The sequence below is a fragment of the Roseateles subflavus genome, from assembly GCF_030285365.1.
In the GTDB taxonomy this organism is placed as follows: Bacteria; Pseudomonadota; Gammaproteobacteria; order Burkholderiales; family Burkholderiaceae_C; genus Roseateles_B; species Roseateles_B subflavus.
Genome location: NZ_JASVDS010000002.1, coordinates 228,697 through 249,715 on the forward strand (window position 1 = coordinate 228,697; position 21,019 = coordinate 249,715).

Consider the following 21,019-nt stretch of genomic DNA (forward strand, 5'->3'; position numbering starts at 1 on the left):
CTTGCTGCAGCACGCCGCCGAGCTTGTCGAGCAGGCGGACCTGATCGTGGTCGCGGCCGGCGCCGGCATGGGGGTGGACTCCGGTCTGCCCGACTTCCGCGGCCGCGAGGGATTCTGGCAGGCCTACCCGGCGCTCGCGCGCAGCGGCATCGACTTCTATGCCGCGGCCAATCCTGCGCGCTTCACCGAGGCCCCGCGCCAGGCCTGGGGCTTCTATGGCCATCGGCTGGCGCTGTATCGCCGCACGGTGCCGCATGAGGGCTTCGCGATCCTGCGACGCTGGATGGCGCGGGCGGATCTCGGCGGCGTGGTCTACACCAGCAATGTGGACGCTCAGTTCCAGCGGGCGGGCGTCGACGAGGTCGAGATCTGGGAATGTCACGGCTCGCTGCGCCACCTGCAGTGCAGCCACGCCTGCACGGACGCGGTCTGGTCAGCCGATGCCTTCGAGCCGGACGTCGATGAGGAGCGCTGCGAGCTGCGCAACACCTGGCCCCTGTGCCCGCATTGCGGTGCCCTGGCCCGGCCCAATGTGCTCATGTTCGGCGACGACGCCTGGGTGGACTCCCGCGAGCGGGCGCAGGCGCATCGCGTGGCGCCGCGCCTGGCCGCCGCACGACGGCCCTTGGTCATCGAGGTGGGCGCGGGCACGGCGGTGCCCTCCGTGCGGATGTTCAGCCAGCATGTGCTGCATCGGCTGGAAGGACGGCTCTTGCGCATCAACCCCCGCGAATGGCAGGTCCCCGGCCGGCTGGACGTGGGGCTGGACTGCGGCGCCTTGGAAGGACTGCAGGCCGTCGAGTCGCTCATGTCGTGAGCTTGAACTTCGAGGGCCGCGCGCCGTGGCAAGGCTGGATCGATTCCGCGTAGAAACGTCGCCAGCCCCGCCGGACCGCGATCGCGCGAAGCGCATCGCGCCCCAACGGGTGCCGCTGATCCGGCTCTGCCGGTCAGCCGGCGTCGCCCCTGGGGGGCTAGCAACGCCGTGAGGGGGAAGCAAATCCCACCGCGATCGCGCGAAGCGCATCGCGCCCCAACGGGTGCCGCTGATCCGGCTCTGCCGGTCAGCCGGCGCCGCCCCCCCGGGGGGCTCGCAACGCCGTGAGGGGGGAAGCAAATCCCACCGCGATCGCGCGAAGCGCATCGCGCCCCAACGGGTGCCGCTGATCCGGCTCCGCCGGTCAGCCGGCGCCGCCCCCCTGGGGGGGCCGGCGAAGCCGGTAGGGGGGGTCATTTCTTCGGTTTTTCGAATTTCTTGGGCCGGTAGACATTGCCTTCCCAGAGGCCGTCGTCATTGGCGGCCCGCTTGGCGCGCTGGATGGCGCCCAGGGCCTCCTCGCGGGCCATGCGGCGGCGCTCGCGGGAGTTGAAGCGCCACAGCAGATGGCGCTGCAGCCAGCGCCAGGTGGCGCGCGGCCCGCGCTCCAGGGCCAGGCGCTGGCGCGGGCCGAGCATCATGTGCACGGCCATCCACAGGACGCACAGCAGACCGAGCGCAGCGATGATTTTCTGGAGCATGACAGCCACGGGGGGCCCCTTGTTGCCTGGCGCAAGGGCTGACCCCGCGCACCGGTGAATCGATGGTAGCGCAGCACCCGGGGCCGTGGCTTCGAACAAAACCCGTATTTCCGCGCATTCCAGGGCGCTTGGCGCCCGCATCCCTCGTGCTTGAGGGGCCGGATTCCGCCGTCCAGCGCATCGCGGGGGGCTGGGCGGCCGCAAGTCCGGGGGTGCTTCCTAGAATCCTGCCCGCCTGGCGCACCCGCCGGAGCCTGTTGAGGAGATCCCCTTGAAAGCCTGGAAACCCGCCTCTGTCGCCTGCGCCCTCGTGCTGGCCTTCAGTGCCGCGACGAGCCTGCAGACGCAGGCCGCCCCTGCCACCCCGAACGTCGCCGCGCCGTCGCTGAGCCTCGAGAGCCTGTTCCGCACCCAGCCCTACCGGGGCGAGGCGGCCCGCGATCCGCAGTTCAGCCACAGCGGCCGCTACCTGGCCTATCTCTGGAATCCGTTCGGCGAGCCGGGCACGGATCTCTACATCCACGACACCCAGACCGGCAAGACCCTGCGCCTGACCTCGCCGGCCGCCATGGCCGCCTTTGATGCGCCCGAGGACCTGGCTCGCTTTGCCCGCAAGGCGCAGCAACGCCAGACCGAGTGGGCCGAGCGCCAGCAGCGCGAGGAACTGCAGCAGGCCTATCTGCGCGGCGAGAACGTGGACCTGGGCCAGTTCGAGGCCCGCGCGATCGAGCAGCTGAAGAAGGAGCTCGCCGAGAAGAAGGCGAAGGACGACGCCGAGAAGGCGGCCGAGAAGGCCGAGGCGGAGGCCGAGAAGAAGGCCGCCGAGGCGCTGGCCGCCCGGCGCGCCGGCAAGCCCGTGGCGGACGCCGCGGCACCGGCCGCAAGTGCCGCCAGCGCTGCCGGCGCGACGGCCAAGGCCGACAAGCCCGCGGACAAGGAGAAGGAGCTCTGGGAGCTCCGCGACGAGCTGAAGAAGAAGGAAGCCAAGCACAAGCTCAAGCCGGGCGACCTCTATCCCGGCGTGACCCAGGTCGTGTGGGCCAACCAGCGCGACGAGCTGATCTTCCAGTACCGCGGCGGCCTCTACCGCTGGCAGGCGGCCGACGGCAAGGTTCAGCCGCTGCTGAGCACGCAGCGCAACCTGCGCATCGTGGCCTTCACGCCGGACGACCAGGGCTTCATCTACCAGGATGACACCCGCGTGCTGCGCAGCCGCTTCAATGCCGCTGGCGTGCAGGTGCTCAACCGCGAGCTGATCCATGACGACGACGCCGAGCGCAAGTACCGCATCAGCAGCACCCGTCTGAGCGAGAACGGCCGCTGGATGTCCCTGCTGGCCCAGGCGCCGCTGACCGCCGCCGACGGCAAGGGCCCGGCGCCCAAGCCCGGCCGCATGGTCGAGATCATGGACTACAACACCCGCTTCGCCGCCGCGAAGAAGGTGGAGCGCGAGGTCTCGGACGACAAGCGCCTAGAGCAGCCGCTGGCGCTGTACATCCGCAAGGTCGCGGCCGAGGGCGCCGCGCCCACGGCCCAGCCGCAGCCGGTGTTCACGAACAAGGGCGGCGACGTCTGGTTCGAGATGAGCCCCGTGGCCTGGGCCCGCGACGGCAGCCACTACGCCTTCGTGACCTTCGAGCGCGAGAAGGAGCTGCTGCGCGTCTACCTGGGCAAGGCGGACGAGAACGCCAAACCCGAGATGATCCTCGAGCGTCGCGGCGACGTGCACCACGAGCTGGTCAACGTCATGGAGCCCGAGTTCACGCCCGACGGCAAGACGCTGGTGCTCATCCTGGCGGACCACGACTGGCGCCAGCCCTATGCCTACGACCTCGCCAGCAAGCGCCTCAAGCGCCTGGTGGAGGGCGACTTCGAGGCGCACCGCGTCGTCGGCTTCACGCCGGACAGCCAGCAGATGTTCGTGGTCAGCAACAAGGGTGACTACGCCGCCATGAACGTGTGGCGCGTCGACATGGCCAGCGGCCGCATGCAGGCCCTGGGCCAGTCCCCTGACTACCACCGCAATGCCGCCGTCTCGTACGACGGCCGCTGGGTGGCGGCCAATGCCGGCCACTGGTCGCAGCGTCCGGAGCTCAAGCTCCTCGCTGGCGCTGGCGAGGCCAAGGCGCCCAAGGTGCTGACGCAGAGCAATGACCCGGCCTTCGACGCCGTCCATCCGCTGCGCCCCGAGCGTTTCAGCTTCAAGAACCGCCACGGCGACACGCTCAACGCCTACGTCTTCAAGCCCAAGGGCTGGCAAGCCAGCGACCGGCGCCCGGCGGTGGTCTACGTCTACGGCGGCCCGCTGAACGACCGCCACACCATCGAGACCGACAGCTTCCAGCCCACCGGCTACCTGTTCGGCATGTACATGGCGGCCAAGCACGGCTACGTGACCGTCTCCATCGACACCCGCGGCCATTCCAACTACGGCCGCCGCTTCGCCGATGCCAACTTCGAGCAGGTCGGCCTGCCGCAGACCGAGGACCTGCTGGACCTCGTCGCGCACATGAAGGCGAACTTCGGCGTGGACGGCCAGCGCATCGGCCTCAACGGCTGGAGCTTCGGCGGCTTCCAGACGCAGTACACGATGTACACGCAGCCTGACGTCTTCGCGGCCGGCATCGCCGGTGCGGGCCCGACGGAATGGGAGAACTACAACAGCTGGTACAGCGGCCGCACCATCGGCAAGGTGGACCGCAGCAAGCCGGCCCTGCGCAAGTACTCGCTGCTGCCCATGGCCAAGGGCCTGCGCAAGCCGCTGATGCTGGTCCACGGCATGATGGACCCGAACGTGCTCTACCAGGACACGGTCAACGTCTACCGCGCGCTGCTGGAATCCGGCAAGGAGTCGCTGGTCGAGCTCTTCCTCGATCCGGACGGCGAGCACGGCATGGGCGGCGTGGTGAAGACCGCCGGCTGGCACCGCAAGTACGAAGCCTTCTGGCTGCAGCACCTGGGCCGCGCGCAGTAAGCGGCGACACGCACAAGAAAGGCGACCCGCGGGTCGCCTTTTTCGTGGGCGCGAGGGCGCGTCAGCCGTGGCCGGCCAGTGCCAGCACGGCGTCCGGAATCTCTCGGCTCAGGGCATCCTTGAGCTGGGGATTGGCCAGCTGTGCCAGGTCTTGCGGGTCCTGCTGGCTTTCGTCGCCGCCCAGCAGCGCGATGGGCGAGAGCAGGGCGCCCTGCGTCTCGTCCTCGAAGCGCGTGGCCCAGTCGTCGGCTGCGAGGTCGACGCCCAGCATGAAGCCGATGCACCAGTCCTCGGCGTCGGTCAGCTCGGTGCCGTCGTCGTCCACGGCGATGCTGAAGATCGGCTCCCAGGCGTCGGGCCGTTCCTTGAGCTGCACGGCGATGCTGTGCACGTGGCGCAGCACGAGCATCATCACGCGCTTCTTCTGCTTGCCGCTGACGAAGGGCGCGACGCCGTCGGCGCCGTCACCGCCCCAGACCTCGGGCAGCCAGGCCGCGCCGGGCAGCGAGGCCAGGGGCTGCGTGCTCAGCAGCAGGGCGGTCAGGTAGCCGTCCAGCGCCTCGATGTTCATGGCGGCATCGCTGGGCAGCTTGCTGAGCATGTCATCGAGCGCCGACAGCTCCTCGTCGCGGAGCGGCAGGTAGTCGGAGGCGGGGTTGTAGCTGGGATATTCCATGGGGTGTCTTCAGTCTGGGTTCAGCCGTGGCGGCCGTGGCGGCTCTTGGGTTTCTTGGTGTCCAGCTCGGCGATCTGGGCCTTCAGCAGCGACATCAGCACGCGGGCATTGGCCTCGGTCATGCTCAGGATGGAGCTGGGCTCGAGGCCTTCGACATTGGCCTTGGGCGCGACCAGTGCGTCCACCTTGAGCATGATCAGGCCGTGCGCGTTGCCGGCGGCCTTGAGCTTCTGGACTTCGATGGTGTGTGTCTTCATCCCGTGATTCTCCCTCGTCGAAGGGCTGGCGGCCGCGCGTCGGCTGCTAGGCTAGCGAAATGACGCATCCAGACCCGGCCCTTGGCATGGCGCCCCTGAGCGGCTGGCGAGCCCGCTGCTACACCATCATCTTCGAGGCGGACACGCGCGCCGGCAAGGCCTTTGATGTGGCGCTGCTGGTCGCCGTGCTGCTCAGCGTGGCCCTGGTGATCGCCGAGAGTGTGGCTGACTGGCGCCTGCACTTCGAGCGCGCCTTCGACATCGCGGAGTACCTCTTCACGGCGCTCTTCACGGTCGAGTACGTGCTGCGCGTGGCCTGCGTGCCGCGGCCCTGGCGCTATGTGCGCAGCTTCTACGGCATCGTGGACCTGCTCGCCGTGCTGCCCACCTACCTGGCGCTGTTCATGCCGGAAGCCTACGCCCTCGTGGACGTGCGCATCCTGCGCCTGCTGCGGATCTTCCGGGTCTTCAAGCTCGGGGCCTATCTGCACGAGTTCAGCAGCCTGGGCAGCGCGCTGCGGGCCAGCACGCGCAAGATCCTCGTGTTCCTCTCGGTCGTGCTGATGGCCGTGCTGATCATGGGCACGGTGATGTATGTGGTCGAGGGGCCGGCGAACGGCTTCGTCAACATCCCGACGGCCATGTACTGGGCAGTGACGACGATGACGACCGTCGGCTTCGGCGACATCACGCCCAAGACGGACCTGGGCCGTCTCATCGCCTCGGCCATGATGCTGCTGGGCTGGGGCGTGCTGGCGGTGCCCACGGGCATCGTGACCGCCGAGATGACGGCGCAGCGGCGCGGCAGCACGCCCACGACGCGCAGCTGCCCCCACTGCCTGAGCGAAGGGCACCTGCCCGAGGCGCGCTACTGCCGCGATTGCGGCGAGCGGCTCCCGCCCTACCAGCGCGACGCGATCTGATCAGCGCTGGCGCAGCTTGCCGACGCCTTCCACGACCGCCAGCACCACGGCGCCGCAGGCGATGCCCACGAGCACCTCGCCCAGCGTCGAGACCACCCAGGGCAGGGCGGGCACGGCCGGCAGCGCCTGCGCAACGTGCTCGATGGCATGGTGCACCGGCGGCAGGCCGTGCACGAGGATGCCGCCACCCACCATGAACATCGCGGCGGTGCCGACCACGGCCAGCGTCTTCATCAGGCGCGGGGCGGCGGCGAGCAGCAGGCCGCCCAGCGACTGCTTCCAGGACTCGGCCTTGCCGCTGAGGTAGAGCCCCAGGTCATCCAGCTTCACGATGGCGCCCACCAGGCCGTAGACGCCCACGGTCATCAGCACCGCAATGCCGCTGAGCACCATCACCTGGGTCAGCAGCGGCGAGCCGGCCACCAGGCCCAGGGTGATGACGATGATCTCGGCCGACAGGATGAAGTCGGTGCGAATCGCCCCCTTGATCTTGTCCTGCTCGAAGGCAACGAGGTCCACGGCCGGATCGCTGAGAGCCTGCACCTGCTGGGCATGGTCCGCATCGTCCTCGGCCTTGTGCAGGAACTTGTGCGCCAGCTTCTCGACGCCCTCGAAGCAGAGATACGCGCCGCCCAGCATCAGCAGGGGCAGCACGACCCAGGGTGCGAAGGCGCTGATGGCCAGCGCCGCGGGCACGAGGATGGCCTTGTTGCGCATCGAGCCCTTGGCCACGGCCCACACCACCGGCAGCTCGCGCTCGGCCCGGATGCCGCTGACCTGCTGGGCATTGAGCGCGAGGTCATCCCCCAGCACCCCCGTGGTTTTCTGGGCGGCAGCCTTGGAGAGGACGGCGACGTCGTCCAGCAGGGTGGCGATGTCGTCGAGGAGGGCAAGAAGGGTCGAGGCCATGATGGGCACGAAGTTGAAACCCCGCTTTGTACCTGATTTGGCATCAGGAACCCGTCAGGGGCGGACCCCATGAGCTCCTGGGCAGCCGTGTGCATTCCGGCATGGGGGGTGTCTTGCGGCACACTGCGCGCATGAACACCCTTGCCACCCTCCTTCGCAGCAGCGCCCTGGCCCTGAGCCTGGTGGCTGCCCTGGCCCCTGCCCATGCCGACGACGCGCCCAAGCAGGTCTACAACGAGCAGGCCGATGCCCGCGCCGAGCTCAATCAGGCGCTGGCCCAGGCCAATGCCCAGCAGCGCAATGTGCTGGTGGTCTTCGGCGCGAACTGGTGCGGGGACTGCATGGCCCTGGATCGCAAGTTCTCCGGCGGCACGCTGGCCGGTCCCGTGGCCAAGCGCTTCGTCGTCCTGAAGGTCAATGTCGGCCGCTTCGACAAGAACACCGATCTGGCCGCGCAGCTGGGTGTGCCGCTCAAGAAGGGCATCCCCGCCGTGGCCGTCCTGGGCCGCGATGGCCAGGTGCTCAGCGCCACCAGCGGCGGCGAGCTCGCCGATGCCCGCAACATGGGGGACGACGCGGTCCTCAAGGTGCTGGACGGCCTCAAGCACTGACGCCGACGGCGTTCCCGGGCCACGTTTGGCGGGAACGCAACACCTGGCCCCATGGCATATGGCGCGCTCCCCAGGAGGACGTCCGGATGACGTCCCCAGTGTGTGGGGTCAGGCCTTGCCCGGCACTTGCGTTTTGGGGGCTGCTGGCCTAATTTGCAGCATGGCCAGACCACTGCGGATCGAATTTGCGGGCGCCGTCTACCACCTCAGCTCCAAGGCCGAGGCGGGCGCGGTGGTGTTCCACGACGACGCGGACCGCCGGGCATTGCTCGCGGTGATCGCTCAGGCCATGGAGCGCTTCGACGCCCAGGTCCTGGCCTACTGCCTCGAGCCCGACTCCTACGAGCTGCTGCTCTTCACGCGCCAGGCCAATCTCTCGCGCCTGATGCGGCACATCAATGGCGTCTACACCCAGGGCTGCAATCGCCGCCACGGGACCGTCGGGCATCTGTTCCAGGGGCGCTTCAAGGCGGTGCTCGTCGACCGCGAGCAGTTGCTGCTGGACGCCTGCCGGCATGTCGAGTACGGCGGCGTGCGGCGCGGCCTGGCGGCGTCGCCGGCGGGCTGGCCGTGGTCCAGCTATGCCGCCCACATCGGCCAGGCCGAGGCGCCCGAGTGGCTGGACGTCCAGGGCCTGCAGACCTATGTGGCGGGCCATGCCCTGCACGGCGCTGCCGACCGGCGCCGGGCGGCCCAGCGCTACGAGAAGCTCATGCAGGACGCCGGTTCGCTCGATCTCTGGCAGCACCTGCGTCAGCAGATCTACCTCGGCGATGCGGCCTTCGTCGAGCGCCTGAAGCGCCAGCTGGGGCCGGGCACGGGCCGCCGGCCGGCCCGCGGAGGCACCGCGCTCAAGGGCCGGCCGTGGCGAGACTGGCTGCAGGAGGCCGGCAGCCGCGAGGAGGCGCTCTACCGGGCGCACACCGAGGGCGGCCTGTCGATGACCGGCCTGGCGCGGGAGCTGGGGCTGTCCGTCTCTCGCGTGAGCCGCCTGATCGCGGGTCACGAGCGCCAGCGTCACCAGGCCTGATCGGCCCGCTGCGGACTATCCCCGCCGTCTGTGGACAAGTCCGTGCAAAAGCTGGCGGTAGTCCCGGCAAGTGATTGATCGGCAAGGGGAAACCTTGCGCTGATGAAAAAAAAGGCACCGCGTGACGGTGCCCTTCTCTTGGGATGCGCAACCGCGCTCAATGCATGGCGTGCGCCGGCAGCGAGGGGCAGGGGGCGTTCACGAAGGCCTGGGCCTCGGCGTCGTCCCAGGCTTCCTGGGTCAGCTCGCGGGCAGCCGCCAGCTGGTTGCAGAGCTCGAACACGCCCAGGCCGTCGCCTTCGCCCATGGCTTCGGGCTGCGGCGCCGTGGCCACTTCGGCCGGCAGGTCGGCCAGGGCGCCCAGCAAGTCGAACAGCAGCTCGAGATTGGGTTCACCGGGTTCCTGGCGTGCGAGCCCCAGGCTGCGGCAGAGGTACCAGCAGGCCTTCGCGGCGTCGTCGCAGCGGGCGTGGTACAGCGCCATGCGCTCCAGCGCCTCGGTGCGGGCCAGCTCCTCGGCCTGCGCGTCGGCGTCCAGCACGGCGTCGAGGCCGGCCAGCAACTGACCACGTTCGGCCTCGGGCGAGCTGTCGGCCTCGAAGGCCGGCGATTCGCTGCTCATGGGTTCAGGATGCGTGTGTGCCATGGGGTACTGCTTTCTTCCACCTGCTGGCAATGCTAGGCAGGCTCGGCGACTTTGGCGCCCCCTGAAGAGGGGTCGATGGGCCCATCCTAGGCAGGAGGATGAACTTTGTCACGCAAGCTCCTGCTATTTCAGCGTTTTTTCGCCGGTCGCTGCCAGCCGCTGATGCCCACCTGTTTGCCGCGCGCCACGCTCAGCTCGCCTTCAGCCACGTCCTTGGTGATGGTCGAGCCGCCGCCGATGGTCGCGCCGGCCCCCAGCTTGACCGGGGCCACGAGCACGCAGTTGGAGCCCACGTGGACGTCATTGCCGATCTCGGTGCGGTGCTTGTTGGCGCCGTCGTAGTTCGCGGTGATGGAGCCGGCGCCGTAGTTGACGCGTTCGCCCACGGTGGCGTCACCCAGGTAGGCCAGATGATTGGCCTTGGCGCCGCGCGCCAGGGTGGAGTTCTTGACCTCGACGAAGTTGCCAATGTGCACCTCGGCGCCCAGCTGAGCGCCCGGGCGCAGTCGCGCGAACGGGCCGATCAGGGCGCCTTCGCCGACGCTGGCGCCGGCCGACTCGCCGTCGATGTGGGTGAACTCATGGATGCGCGCGCCGGCTGCGATGCTGGCATTGCGGATCACGCAGTGGGCGCCGATGCGCACGCCATCCCCCAGCGTCACCTGGCCCTCGAAGATGCAGTTGACGTCGATCTCGACGTCCTGGCCGCACTGCAGGGTGCCCCGCACGTCGAAGCGGGCCGGGTCGGCCAGGCGAACGCCGGCTTCCATCAGCGCCTCGGCCTGCTGGCGCTGGAAACGGCGTTCGAGGTCCGCCAGCTGCAGCGGGCTGTTGACGCCCAGCACCTCGGTCTCGTTCGGCGCCTTCACGCCCAGCACCGGCACGCCTTCGGCCACGGCCATGGCGACGATGTCGGTCAGGTAGTACTCACCCTGCGCATTGTGGTTGGACAGCGCCATGACCCAGCGCTTCAGCAGCGCCGTGGGCGCGGCCATCATGCCGGTGTAGCCCTCGCGGATCAGGCGCTGTTCGGCGCTGGCGTCCTTGTGCTCGACGATGGCCTGCACGGCGCCGTCCGGCTGGCCGCCGGCACGCACGATGCGGCCGTAGCCCGTCGGGTCGGCCAGGTCGATGGTGAGCAGCACCAGTGCACGGCCGTCGCAGGCCTCGGCCAGGCGGCGGGCGGTCTCGGTGCGGATCAGCGGGACGTCCCCGTTGAGGATCAGCGTGGTGCCGTCCGCCGGCAGGACGGGCACGGTCTGCTGGATGGCATGGCCCGTGCCGAGCTGCGGCTCCTGGCGCACGAACTGCGCGCCGCTCGCGGCCACGGCCGACTCGACCTGCGCCGCGCCATGGCCCGTGATGACGACGCGCTGGCTGGCAGCCAGCGGAGCGGTGCAGTCCAGCACGTGTTGCAGCAGCGAGCGCCCGGCCAGCTTGTGCAGCACCTTGGGCAGGGCGGACTTCATGCGGGTGCCCTTGCCGGCAGCCATGATGACGATGTTCAGTGCCATGTCGAGGAATCGCGTGGTCTTGATGGGAAGACGCGATTATGGCGGTCGACCGTGACAGGCCCGGCCGGGCCCGGCCCGGGAACGAGGGGGCCGGTCCCGGGGCGTGGGCGCGGGCTCAGGACCCGTCGCGGCTGACCTGCACGCTGACGCGGTGCGGCTTGGGCTCGACCTTCGGGAAGTCGCTCATGGCGGCCTCGAACAGGGCGCCGGGCAGGCGGGCGTCGCCCATGGTCATGCCTTCGTTGCTCGCGCGGGCCTCGTAGAGCGGCTCGCCGCTGGTGCGGTCGCGCAGCAGCAGCGCGACGCCGCGCTCGTAGCGGGGTTCCGTCCACATCGGACCGAGACCGCCGCGCCAGTGCGGGCCGTAGCGCCAGCTCGAGTAGCTGCCGTGCCAGCGCCACCACAGCGGGTCGTCCCAGGGGGCCTGGTCGTTCGGATTGACGCTCATGCCGATGGACACGACCACGGACGCGCTCTTGGCGTCGGCGGCCGGCTTGAAGCCGGCCTTCTCCAGGGCGGCCCGGGCGGCGGCTTCCAGGCTGGCCTGCGCGGCCTCGGCCTGCTGCTGAGAGGGCAGGCGCTCGAAGGCGAAGGTGCCGGGCTGGCGGCCGTCCGGCCACTGGCCGAAGCTGCGCACCTCGGCGCTGACGAGATAAGTGCTGCTGCAGGCCGCGAGGCCCAGCAGGGACAGGGCGCTGAGGCCCAGCATCCACAGGCGTCGGTTCATGGAGGACTCCTCTTCGCGGCCACAGCCGGATGTCTTCATTCTAGGGAGTGGGCAGCGCCCCTTCTCGTCCAGGAGGTAAAGCTGCCGCCAGAGGACGCCAGGCGGCCCGCAGCTCGCACCGGCCTGCCTGCGCGCTGAGGAAAACCATGTTGACGCCCCGCGTTTCCACTGAAACACTCGCTCGGGTTTTTTCCGTTCTGAGTTGAGGAGATTTCTGATGTTGGTCCGCAAGCCCCTGCTGCGCACGCTGCCCCTGCTGGGCCTGGCCCTGTGCCTGAGCCTGCCCTCGCTGGCTGCCGAAGTTGCCACGCCCGGCCCTGACGCTGCCCGTGTCCAGGCGATTCGCGACAAGCTGCGCACGGACCGCAAGGCCGTCGTGCTGCACAACCTGAAGCTGGACGCTGCGCAAACCGCCAAGTTCAACACTGTCTATGACGCCTACGCCAAGGAAGCCGGCGAGCTGGCCCGCCAGCGCACCCGCATGGTCGTGGAATCCGTGAACCAGGGTGACAAGCTGACGGGCGCCCAGGCCAAGCAGGCCTCCAAGGATTCCCTGGCCCTGGCCGAAGCTGAGCTGAAGCTGCTGCGCAAGTACCACCCGAAGATGGTCAAGGCCGTCGGCCAGGAGGAAGCCAACCGCTTCCTGGACGTCGAGTCCAAGATCCTGGCGCTGAACCACTACGACATCGCCTGGACCACGCCGCTGAGCGAGTGAGCCGGGCGCCCGCCGTCGCGCGGGTCTCGCACATGACAACGGGCCCCGCGGGGCCCGTTTTTCATTCGAGGGACACGGCCGGGCCGAGGTCAGCGCTTCGCCGGGGCGGCCGTCGTCCGGACCTCCGCCTGCCACAGGCCGAGCCCCGGGCCGCCGCCGAACAGGCCGTTGCAGTCGGGGGACTCGTCCGCCGTGCGCAAGGCAAAGCCGGTGGCCGTCCAGACCCACTGGCGGCTGCTGCCGCAGTCACCGACGCCCCGGCCCTTGTGCCAGGTGTTCAGCCGCCCTTCGCTGAAGTCGGCGTTCATGAGGTCCAGCGCGGGCTCGCCCACGTCCGGCAGCACTTCCGGCCGGGCCGCGAGCTGGGGACGCAGCGTCACCCGCCACAGTCGCGAGCTGATCTGGTAGGCCGCACGGCCGCAGTCCATCAGCAGCAGATAGCTTCCCGACGCGATCCTGAACAGCGTGGCGTCCGGCAGCCGGTCCGCCTCATCGACGGCCTCCCCCAGCAGGGCGCACTCCGACCTCACCGAGGGCAGCGCACGCAGCCGGGCCAGCAGCGGCCGCGCCTCTTGCTCCGGGAGCTGCACGGGCGGCGGGGCCGCCTCGATCAGCGGCATCGCGGGGGCTGCCGGCACCTGGGACGGTGCGGCCTTGCCCCGGGCCACCCAGGCCGTGACGGTGCCGACGCGGCCCTGGACGTCGTCCATCTTCAGCAGCGCGGCCTTGAGGCCCTGCAAGGACACCGTGGCCGTGCTGCCGGCGGCCGTGACCTGCATCTGCGGCGCCTCCAGCATGGCCTTCACGAGCGCCTGCAGCGTGGCGGCGGGCATGTCGGTGTCGAGCGGCACCCGGCTGAAGCGGCGCGTGCCGACGCGGACCTCGGCCAGCGTGCCGTCCGGCAGTTCCGGGCTGTCCGAGCCGCTCAGGTGGAGCTGGGCCGTCCAGGTGCCCTGCGGACCGGCCTGGCGCGACAGCCACAGGCCGGCCTGCGGGCCGCTCTCGTCCATCGCCCGGTAGCCCTGCGCGGAGCAGGTGCGGACGTTGTCGCAGGCCACGGTCCAGTCCCCGAAGCGCTGCTCGAATGGCCTGGCCTGGGCGCCGGCCCCCGCCGCGTGGGCCGCACCGGCCAGCAGGAGCAGCAGCCCGCCTAGCCGGCGCTTCATCGCACGATGCTGATGGTGGCGGGCTTGGGCTCGGCGCAGCTTTCGTCCTCGTCGAAGGCGATGTCGCCATTGGCATCGGGCACGCCGGTGGCCTTGATGGTCTGGAAGGGGAAGAGCTCGCGGTCCATCATGTGCGAGGTCACGATGTTGCCCATGGCGGTGAACATGTTGTCCACGCGGCCGGGGAACTTCTTGTCCCAGTCCTGCAGCATGGCCTTCACGTTGGCGCGCTGCAGGTTCTCCTGGCTGCCGCACAGATTGCACGGGATGATGGGGAACTGGCGGTGCTCGGCCCAGGTGACGAGGTCGCTCTCACGCACGTAGGCCAGCGGGCGGATCACCACGTTCTGGCCATCGTCGCTCACGAGCTTCGGCGGCATGCCCTTCATGCGGCTGCCGAAGAACATGTTGAGCATCAGCGTGGTGACGATGTCGTCGCGGTGGTGCCCCAGGGCGATCTTGGTGGCGCCCAGCTCCTTGGCCACCCGGTAGAGGATGCCGCGGCGCAGGCGCGAGCACAGGCTGCACGTCGTCTTGCCCTCGGGCACCAGCTTCTTGACGATGCTGTAGGTGTCCTGCGTCTCGATGTGGAAGTCCACGCCGATGCTGCTGAGGTAGGTCGGCAGCACCTCGGCGGGGAAGCCGGGCTGCTTCTGGTCGAGGTTGACGGCGACGATGTCGAACTTGATCGGCGCGCGCTGCTTCAGGTTGATGAGGATGTCGAGCAGGGCGTAGCTGTCCTTGCCGCCGGAGAGGCAGACCATGACCTTGTCGCCGTCCTCGATCATGTTGAAGTCGCCGATGGCCTGGCCGACCAGGCGGTGCAGGCGCTTGGAGAGCTTGTTCATCTCGTGGGCGTGCTTCTTCTCGGCGGCCACGGTGGCGGCGTCCAAGCCGTCCATGGGCTCGATGCTCTGCGCGGTCTCGATGTCCATCGTTTCGTTCGTCATGTCTACCTCGTCAAGTCTCATGCAGGGTGCTGGATCACCACTGCCCGCATTCCGCGCTGATCGCCACCTGGCAATCCTCGAAGATCTCCAGCTTGGTCACCTTGATGCGCACGCCCACCACGCCGGCCAGCTTCATCAGCCGCGTGCACAGCTTGCCCAGCAGGGCCTCGAGCAGGTCCGTGTGCTCGGCGGTGCATTCGTCGATGATGATCTGGCGCACGCGGCGGTAGTCCAGCACGTGGCCGATGTCGGCATCGCGCGAGACGATCATCTGAGCGCCCAGGTTCACCTCGGCGTCGACCTGGATGGGCTGGGGGCCTTCGCGCTCGAAGTCGAGCACGCCGAGATTCGCGCCGAAGCGCAGCCCCTGCAGGTGGATGATCTGGCGGTTGTTGCGGCGCAGGGCCAGCGTGGGCTGGCCTTCCTTGATCGGGCGCAGGAAGCTCTCGGCGGCCTTGGCGGCCACCACGCCGTCTCCCAGCGCCGTCTGCACGCAGGGGTGCTGGCGCCCGCTGGCATCCCCGGCCACGAACAGGCCCAGCGGCGCGAAGCGCGGCTCGTCCCGGAAGGGGTGCGAGGGCGCCGTGATGCCGGCCCGCTGCAGGGCGTCCCCGACGAGCAGCCAGGCCGAGGGCTCGGCCTCGTAGCCCAGCAGCGCGGCCACGTGGTCGAAGCGCTCCTCGCCATGGGCCTGCGAGCGCACGGTGACGCCATCGCCATCGGGGCACAGCGCCGTGGGCATGGGGCACCGGGGGCGCTGGGCAATGGCCGGCTGGGCCTGGATGCGATCCACCAGCATCTGCTGCGCGCGCCAGTCCGACCGGGACCACAGCGTCACCTGATGGCCGCGCGCCTGCAGGTACAGCGCGTTCTCGACGGCGTTGTCACCGCCGCCCAGCAGCAGCGTGCGGCCCGGGGGCAGGGTGGCACGCCGCGCGGTCAGGTCGATGGCATCCAGCACGCGCCCATGCGACTGGCCGGGCGGGAAGAAGGGTTCGGGCCGCAGCGGACGCAGGCCGGTCGCCAGGATCAGGGCGCGGGCGCTCAGGCAGCTCCCGTCGCTGAGCTGCAGGCGCCAGCCCTGGCCGGCCTGCCAGTCCGCATGCTGCAGGCTGCGGCCGGTGAGGATCTGCACGCCGTGCTGCTGCTCGGCCTGGCGGGCGTAGGTCTCGCCGAGGGCCGCCAGGCTGCGGCCCGGGCTGCCCAGCACCCAGTCCTGGTCGAACTGCAGGGCCTGCAGCGAGGCACACAGCTGCGGCTGACGCTCGACCAGCGCAACACCGAGGCCGAGCTGCCCGAGCCACGAGGCCGCCGAGCAGCCCGCGGGGCCACCGCCTAGGATGGCGATGTCGGTGCGGAGGTCGGCGTCTGTGCGTGCTTCTGTGCGTGCGTCGTTGCGTGCGTCGTTGCGTGCGATGGTGGACATGGGCAGGGCGGAGGGCGGCGTTGCGCAGGCGGGTCCCGCCGAACGGTCCGGCACGACGGGTGGGGCACGGGGCAGGGCGCGCGAAGGGGTCGCCATGACGAACGTCATGGTTCAGCCCTTCCGATGGCTCGCCTATCGCCCCGAGCGGGCGAACGGAACCCCGAATTATCGCCTGAGTCGGGTTTTCCGGGTGTTCGAGCGCCTCCTGGACGGCCCAGGGTCACAACATAATGCCGAGTCCAAATGCCGCCACCACGGGGCGATGGCGTCCCGGAGGGGGGCGCATGACAAGACTTTGCTGTCGAGAGGGATTCATGACGAAGAGATCGCAACACCTGCTGCACGCACTGACCGCCGTCGCGCTCGCCCTGGGGCTGAGCCACGGCAGCCTGGCCGCCACGGCGCCCGCCGCCGCCAGCGAGCCGCTGGCGCTGGCCAATTTCGTGGCGCTGCCCAAGTTCACGCGCCCGCTGCTGTCCCCGGACGGCAAGACCCTGGCGGTGCTGGCCCCGACGGCCAGTGGCAAGCGCAACCTGCTGCTGGTGGACCTCGAGACGATGAAGGGCCGCGCGATCACCGGCCAGACCGAGTTCGACGTGCTGAACGTCTACTGGGTCGGCTCGCAGCGCCTGGTCTACACCCTCGGCCGCCTGGATTCGCCCTCCGGTCCCGAGTCCGGTGACGGCGGCGGCCTGTTTGCCATCAAGGCCGACGGCACGGGCTACCGCAAGCTCAATCCCACCGTGCGCGAGATGATGGGCACGGGCAAGTTCCAGCGCATGGGCATGCGCGGCCGCGTGCCGGGCTCCGAGAACGAGATCCTCGTCAGCTCCGACCTGCGCAGCGCCGGCGTGGAGGACATCTACCGCATCAACATCGACACCGGCGAGCGCAAGCTCCTGACCTTCAACCAGCCGGGCCGGGTGTCCGACTGGGGCCTGGACCACGACGGCGTGCCGCGCGCCGCGATGGTGGTCTCCGACTCGGAAGCGTTGCCCGAGGACCGCAACCATCGCCTGATGATCCGCGACACGGCCGATGGCGAGTGGCGCACCATCCACACCTTCGAGCATGGCGACAAGGACGTGTGGAGCATCCTCGCCTTCGCCGAGAACAACAAGGACCTGATCGTCTCCGCCCGCAACGGCAAGGACACGGCGGGTCTGCACGTGGTGGACATCAAGACCGGCACCATCACCGAGACCCTGGCCCATCACCCGCGCTACGACATCAAGGACGGCCTGCGCTTCGATCCGGTGAGCCGCAAGCCCGTGGGGCTGGCCTTCAATGACGACACCTACCAGGTCGCCTACTTCGACGCTGGCTACGCCGGTCTGCAGAAGGGCCTGGAAGCGGCCTTCCCGGGCAAGGCGGTGGCCATCCAGCGCAGCGAGGGCAAGCGCACGCTGGTGCAGGTCTGGAGCGACCGCAGCGTGCCGACCTACTTCCTCTACGACGAGGAACGCAAGACGCTGGAAGAGGCGCTGCGCTCGCGCGACGACATGGAGGAGCACCACCTCGTGCCGATGCGCCCCTTCCTGCTGAAGACGCGCGACGGCCTGGAGATCCCGTCCTACTACTTCCTGCCGGCCTCGTACAAGCCGGGTGACAAGCTCCCGACCGTCGTGCACGTGCACGGCGGCCCGCACGTGCGCGCGGACGTCTGGGGCCCGGGCGGCTTCGGCGTGCGCGAGGCGCAGATCCTGGCGTCGCGCGGCTACGCGGTGATCCTGCCCAACTTCCGCATCACGCCGGACCTGGGCCGCAAGATCTATGACGCGGGCTTCGGCGAGGTGGGCCGCAAGATGTCCGAGGACCACGAGGACGCGGCGAAGTGGGGCATCGCCCAGGGCTTCGTCGACCCGGCGCGCATCTGCATCTCGGGCGCCAGCTATGGTGGCTACGCCACGCTGTGGGCCATGATCAAGACGCCGGAGCTCTTCAAGTGCGGTGTCTCCGGCCTGATGGTCAGCGACTTCGAACTGCAGCTGACTTCCACCCGCGGCGACACGGCGCGCAACAAGGCGGGCGTGGCCTACTGGCGCCGCCTGCTGGGCCAGAAGGGCACCGGCTGGGAACGCGCCCACGAGGTGTCGCCCGCCCTGCATGCCGAGAAGCTGAAGGGCCCGCTGTTCATCTATGCCGGCGAGGACGACATCCGCACGCCGCTGGAGCAGACCCGCAAGATGGTCGATGCCCTGAAGAAGGCCGGCAATCCGCCCGAGGTCGTCATGATCAAGCCGGGCGAGGCGCACGGCTACGGCAAGGTCGCCAACAACCTGGACCTCTACACCCAGATGCTGGAATTCCTGGACCGCCACATCGGCCCGAAGAGCCCGTCGCGCTGATCGCCTGATCGGCCTGCCGGGGCCCGGGACCCACGAGGGGTCCCGGCCTTCGCGAGAGAACGCCGCCGGGTTCGCGCCCAGGCGGCGTTCTGCTTTCTCAGGCCCGCCCTGGTGCCATGGCACTCGCGCGGTGGCGCCGCTGCACGAGGCTGCGGCGCACGCGCCAGCCCAGCAGCAGCAGCAGCACGGCGCCGTAGACGGCCGGCTCGACGAAATGGTGCTTGCCGGCCCGCATCCACACGAAGTGCAGCAGGGCGAGCCCGGCGATGCCATAGACCAGCCGGTGCAGGCGCTGCCAGCGCGCCGCGCCCAGGGCCCGGATCGCCCGGTTGAAGCTCGTGGCCGCCAGCGGCAGCAGGCCGGCCCAGGCCAGGAAGCCGACAAGGATGAAGGGCCGCTTGGCGATGTCACGGGCGATGTCCTGCGGCACGAGGCCCATGTCCAGCCATCCGTAGGCCAGCAGGTGCAGGCTGGCGTAGAAGGCCGTGAACAGGCCCAGCATGCGCCGCAGGCGAGCGAGCGCGGGCTGGCGCAGCGCTTCACGCAGGGGTGTGATGGCCAGCGTGAGCCACAGCAGGCGCAGGGTCCAGTCGCCCAGGCCGCGGATCAGGGCCTCCGCCGGATTGGCCCCCAGCCGGTCCAGCATGGCTGCCAGCAGCAGCCAGGCCAGGGGACCGAGGCAGGCCAGGAAGACGAGCGGCTTGACGAGCGGGTGCAGCAGCAGCGGGCGGTGTACGGCGGGCATCAGAAATTCTTGCGCAGGTCCATGCCGCTGTAGAGCGACGCGACCTGGTCGCCGTAGCCGTTGAACATCAGGGTCGGGCGCTTGCGGGAGAAGAGCCCGTCCTCGCCGATGCGACGCTCGGTGGCCTGGCTCCAGCGCGGGTGGTCCACCTGAGGATTGACGTTGGAATAGAAGCCGTACTCCTGCTGCGCGGCCTTGGTCCAGGAGCTCACGGGCTGCTTCTCGACGAAGCGGATGCGCACCAGCGACTTGGCGGACTTGAAGCCGTACTTCCAGGGCACGACGAGGCGGACGGGTGCTCCGTTCTGCTTGGGCAGGACCTCGCCGTACATGCCGAAGCTCAGCAGCGTCAGCGGGTTCATGGCTTCGTCGAGCCGCAGCCCCTCCACGTAAGGCCAGTCCAGGACGCCCGAGCGCACGCCGGGCATCTGGGCCTTGTCCGCCAGGCTCACGAACTCCACGTACTTGGCCTTGGAGGTGGGCTCCAGCTTGCGGATCAGGTCGCCGAGCGAGTAGCCGATCCAGGGAATCACCATGCTCCAGCCCTCGACGCAGCGCAGGCGGTAGAGCCGCTCCTCCATGGGCATGAATCGCATCAGGTCCTCGAGGTCGTAGAGCCCGGCCTTGGCCACCTCGCCCTCGATGCTGACGGTCCAGGGGCGGGTCTTGAGCGTGTGTGCCAGCTGCGCGGGCTCGGCCTTGTCGGTGCCGAACTCGTAGAAGTTGTTGTAGCGGGTGGCGTCCTCGTAGCGCGTGGGCTTGTCCATCACCTGCGCGCCGGCGAGCTTGCTCTTCACGGCGGCGAGGCGGGCCTTGTCCGTGGCCTGCGCCAGCGCGTCGCGCGAGGCCCAGCTCGCCAGGGCAGCGCCGGCGGCCCCGGAGGCCATCAGCCGCAGCCAGTCGCGACGGCCCTCGTAGATGGCCTGGGGCGTGACCTCGGAGGCCAGGGAGCGGCCGTGGCCGCGGTCGGGATGGAAATGCATGGCAGCGTGTCCTTGCTGGGGGTGATGAGCCTTCGTCGGCTCGCCGCCCGAAAGCTTACGCTGCCCTGCAATTCCGTGGCCCGGCGGGGGATTCGTCCCATGGGCCGGCGCTGCTCAGCGCCGGGCCGGGACTTCCTGCCAGTGCGCCGGGCAGGGCACACCCTTGAGCAGGCGCTGGTATTCGCCGCTGAGCTGCAGCTGCTTCAGCCCGCGGTTGAAGTCGGCCAGGAGGCCCGCGCTGCGCGGCTTGTCCTTCGGGAAGATCACGTGGGTGGTGAAGCTGTCCGTCAGCAGCCGGGGGTGATAGTCGAACTGCCGGGCGTCCTCGGCGCTGAAATGGTTCAGGAGCAGGTAGCAGGCAGTGCCGCGCTCCAGGGGCATGGCGTCGATGCGGCCCAGCTGCAGCTTGCGCAGCCCGGCGAGGTCGTCATGCGTGGGGTCGGTCTTGAGCTCGCCCTCGCGCGCGAGGCTCCAGAGCTCCGGCGTGTAGGTGTAGCCCTTGACCACCCCCAGCACATAGGGCTTGAGGTCGGCCAGCTGCCGCCAGGTGATGGGCTTGTCACGCCGATGGACGAAGACCCACTGCTCGCTCATGACGTTGCTGCTGAGCAGGAAGTCGCGCTGGCGTTCCTCGTTGGCGCCCCAGTAGGCGGAGGCGTCCCAGAGCCCGGCCCGGGTCTCGTTCTGGGCGCGCGGCCAGGGCATGAACTGGTAGCGCACCTCGTGCCCGGCCAGCGCAAAGGCTCGGCGGACGATCTGCAGCGCGGTGCCGGAATCGCTGGCCTCGGCGGTGGCATAGGGCGGCAGCTCGCCGGTGGCGATGCGCACGACCTCGGCCCGCGCGCCGGCGGGCGCGAGCAGGCAGGCCAGGCACCACGCGATCCATCGGGGCCCGGCCATG

General features: G+C 69.7%; 20 protein-coding genes and 1 pseudogene. 7 read left to right on the forward strand and 14 right to left on the reverse strand.

What is annotated here, in order from left to right; translation table 11 throughout:
• The first annotated feature begins 1 nt into the window (after position 1).
• Positions 2-817 carry an SIR2 family NAD-dependent protein deacylase gene (locus tag QRD43_RS06795; protein WP_285981741.1) on the forward strand — a complete coding sequence of 272 codons (816 nt, stop codon included), beginning with the start codon at positions 2-4 and terminating at the stop codon, positions 815-817.
• 413 nt (positions 818-1,230) lie between these two features.
• Here the strand turns inward: QRD43_RS06795 and QRD43_RS06800 are convergent, their stop codons facing one another.
• Positions 1,231-1,518 (reverse strand): hypothetical protein, encoded by a 288-nt coding sequence (locus QRD43_RS06800; RefSeq protein WP_285981742.1) that lies wholly within the window; start codon positions 1,516-1,518, stop codon positions 1,231-1,233.
• Between the two features lie 271 nt (positions 1,519-1,789).
• On the opposite strand from QRD43_RS06800, the gene QRD43_RS06805 reads away from it, so the two are divergent.
• Entirely contained in the window at positions 1,790-4,492 is a 2,703-nt protein-coding gene (locus QRD43_RS06805; protein ID WP_285981743.1) for a S9 family peptidase, read from the forward strand.
• Positions 4,493-4,553: 61 nt separating this feature from the next.
• On the opposite strand, the gene QRD43_RS06810 is transcribed toward QRD43_RS06805, so the two are convergent.
• Positions 4,554-5,168 carry a UPF0149 family protein gene (locus QRD43_RS06810; protein WP_285981744.1) on the reverse strand — a complete coding sequence of 205 codons (615 nt, stop codon included), beginning with the start codon at positions 5,166-5,168 and terminating at the stop codon, positions 4,554-4,556.
• A 20-nt stretch (positions 5,169-5,188) separates the two neighbouring features.
• Positions 5,189-5,425, reverse strand: a complete 237-nt coding sequence (locus QRD43_RS06815; protein WP_285981745.1) for a hypothetical protein — start codon at positions 5,423-5,425, stop codon at positions 5,189-5,191.
• A gap of 59 nt (positions 5,426-5,484) precedes the next feature.
• Here QRD43_RS06815 and QRD43_RS06820 point away from each other — a divergent pair, with 59 nt between their 5' ends.
• Complete coding sequence (locus QRD43_RS06820) at positions 5,485-6,348, forward strand: ion transporter (RefSeq protein WP_285981746.1); 864 nt, start codon at positions 5,485-5,487, stop codon at positions 6,346-6,348.
• Here the strand turns inward: QRD43_RS06820 and QRD43_RS06825 are convergent, their stop codons facing one another.
• A complete protein-coding gene (locus QRD43_RS06825) occupies positions 6,349-7,257 on the reverse strand; it encodes a DUF808 domain-containing protein (RefSeq protein ID WP_285981747.1) in 909 nt (302 codons plus the stop codon).
• Between the two features lie 131 nt (positions 7,258-7,388).
• Here QRD43_RS06825 and QRD43_RS06830 point away from each other — a divergent pair, with 131 nt between their 5' ends.
• A complete protein-coding gene (locus QRD43_RS06830) occupies positions 7,389-7,868 on the forward strand; it encodes a thioredoxin family protein (protein ID WP_285981748.1) in 480 nt (159 codons plus the stop codon).
• A 160-nt stretch (positions 7,869-8,028) separates the two neighbouring features.
• Complete coding sequence (locus QRD43_RS06835) at positions 8,029-8,898, forward strand: transposase (RefSeq protein ID WP_285981749.1); 870 nt, start codon at positions 8,029-8,031, stop codon at positions 8,896-8,898.
• A 157-nt stretch (positions 8,899-9,055) separates the two neighbouring features.
• Here the strand turns inward: QRD43_RS06835 and QRD43_RS06840 are convergent, their stop codons facing one another.
• The 3 genes from QRD43_RS06840 to QRD43_RS06850 form a co-directional block, all read right to left on the reverse strand.
• Entirely contained in the window at positions 9,056-9,544 is a 489-nt protein-coding gene (locus tag QRD43_RS06840; protein WP_285981750.1) for a hypothetical protein, read from the reverse strand.
• Between the two features lie 128 nt (positions 9,545-9,672).
• Positions 9,673-11,058 carry a bifunctional UDP-N-acetylglucosamine diphosphorylase/glucosamine-1-phosphate N-acetyltransferase GlmU gene (gene glmU, locus QRD43_RS06845; protein ID WP_285981751.1) on the reverse strand — a complete coding sequence of 462 codons (1,386 nt, stop codon included), beginning with the start codon at positions 11,056-11,058 and terminating at the stop codon, positions 9,673-9,675.
• Between the two features lie 115 nt (positions 11,059-11,173).
• Complete coding sequence (locus QRD43_RS06850) at positions 11,174-11,785, reverse strand: DUF4136 domain-containing protein (protein ID WP_285981752.1); 612 nt, start codon at positions 11,783-11,785, stop codon at positions 11,174-11,176.
• A gap of 217 nt (positions 11,786-12,002) precedes the next feature.
• Between QRD43_RS06850 and QRD43_RS06855 the strand changes: the two genes are divergently transcribed.
• Positions 12,003-12,500, forward strand: a complete 498-nt coding sequence (locus QRD43_RS06855) for a hypothetical protein (protein ID WP_285981753.1) — start codon at positions 12,003-12,005, stop codon at positions 12,498-12,500.
• An 89-nt stretch (positions 12,501-12,589) separates the two neighbouring features.
• Here QRD43_RS06855 and QRD43_RS06860 read toward each other — a convergent pair whose 3' ends face one another.
• The 4 genes and pseudogenes from QRD43_RS06860 to QRD43_RS06875 form a co-directional block, all read right to left on the reverse strand.
• Entirely contained in the window at positions 12,590-13,666 is a 1,077-nt protein-coding gene (locus QRD43_RS06860; RefSeq protein WP_285981754.1) for a DUF1176 domain-containing protein, read from the reverse strand.
• Positions 13,663-14,601 (reverse strand): tRNA 2-thiocytidine(32) synthetase TtcA, encoded by a 939-nt coding sequence (gene ttcA, locus QRD43_RS06865; RefSeq protein WP_434063857.1) that lies wholly within the window; start codon positions 14,599-14,601, stop codon positions 13,663-13,665. Before ttcA ends, QRD43_RS06860 begins: the two co-directional genes overlap by 4 nt.
• 49 nt (positions 14,602-14,650) lie before the next feature.
• Positions 14,651-15,019 carry a dihydroneopterin aldolase gene (locus QRD43_RS06870; RefSeq protein WP_269630547.1) on the reverse strand — a complete coding sequence of 123 codons (369 nt, stop codon included), beginning with the start codon at positions 15,017-15,019 and terminating at the stop codon, positions 14,651-14,653.
• Between the two features lie 405 nt (positions 15,020-15,424).
• Positions 15,425-16,150, reverse strand: a pseudogene (locus QRD43_RS06875) (NAD(P)/FAD-dependent oxidoreductase); the annotation flags it as partial.
• A 206-nt stretch (positions 16,151-16,356) separates the two neighbouring features.
• Here QRD43_RS06875 and QRD43_RS06880 point away from each other — a divergent pair.
• Positions 16,357-18,390 (forward strand): alpha/beta hydrolase family protein, encoded by a 2,034-nt coding sequence (locus QRD43_RS06880; protein ID WP_285981755.1) that lies wholly within the window; start codon positions 16,357-16,359, stop codon positions 18,388-18,390.
• Between the two features lie 97 nt (positions 18,391-18,487).
• Here the strand turns inward: QRD43_RS06880 and msrQ are convergent, their stop codons facing one another.
• The 3 genes from msrQ to QRD43_RS06895 form a co-directional block, all read right to left on the reverse strand.
• The gene (msrQ, locus tag QRD43_RS06885; RefSeq protein WP_285981756.1) at positions 18,488-19,135 is read right to left on the reverse strand and encodes a protein-methionine-sulfoxide reductase heme-binding subunit MsrQ; all 648 of its coding nucleotides are present in this window, start codon (positions 19,133-19,135) and stop codon (positions 18,488-18,490) included.
• On the reverse strand, positions 19,135-20,118 hold the full coding sequence (gene msrP / locus QRD43_RS06890) for a protein-methionine-sulfoxide reductase catalytic subunit MsrP (RefSeq protein WP_285981757.1): 984 nt from the start codon (positions 20,116-20,118) through the stop codon (positions 19,135-19,137). Before msrP ends, msrQ begins: the two co-directional genes overlap by 1 nt.
• Positions 20,119-20,232: 114 nt before the next feature.
• Complete coding sequence (locus tag QRD43_RS06895; protein ID WP_285981758.1) at positions 20,233-21,018, reverse strand: substrate-binding periplasmic protein; 786 nt, start codon at positions 21,016-21,018, stop codon at positions 20,233-20,235.
• Position 21,019 lies beyond the last annotated feature (1 nt).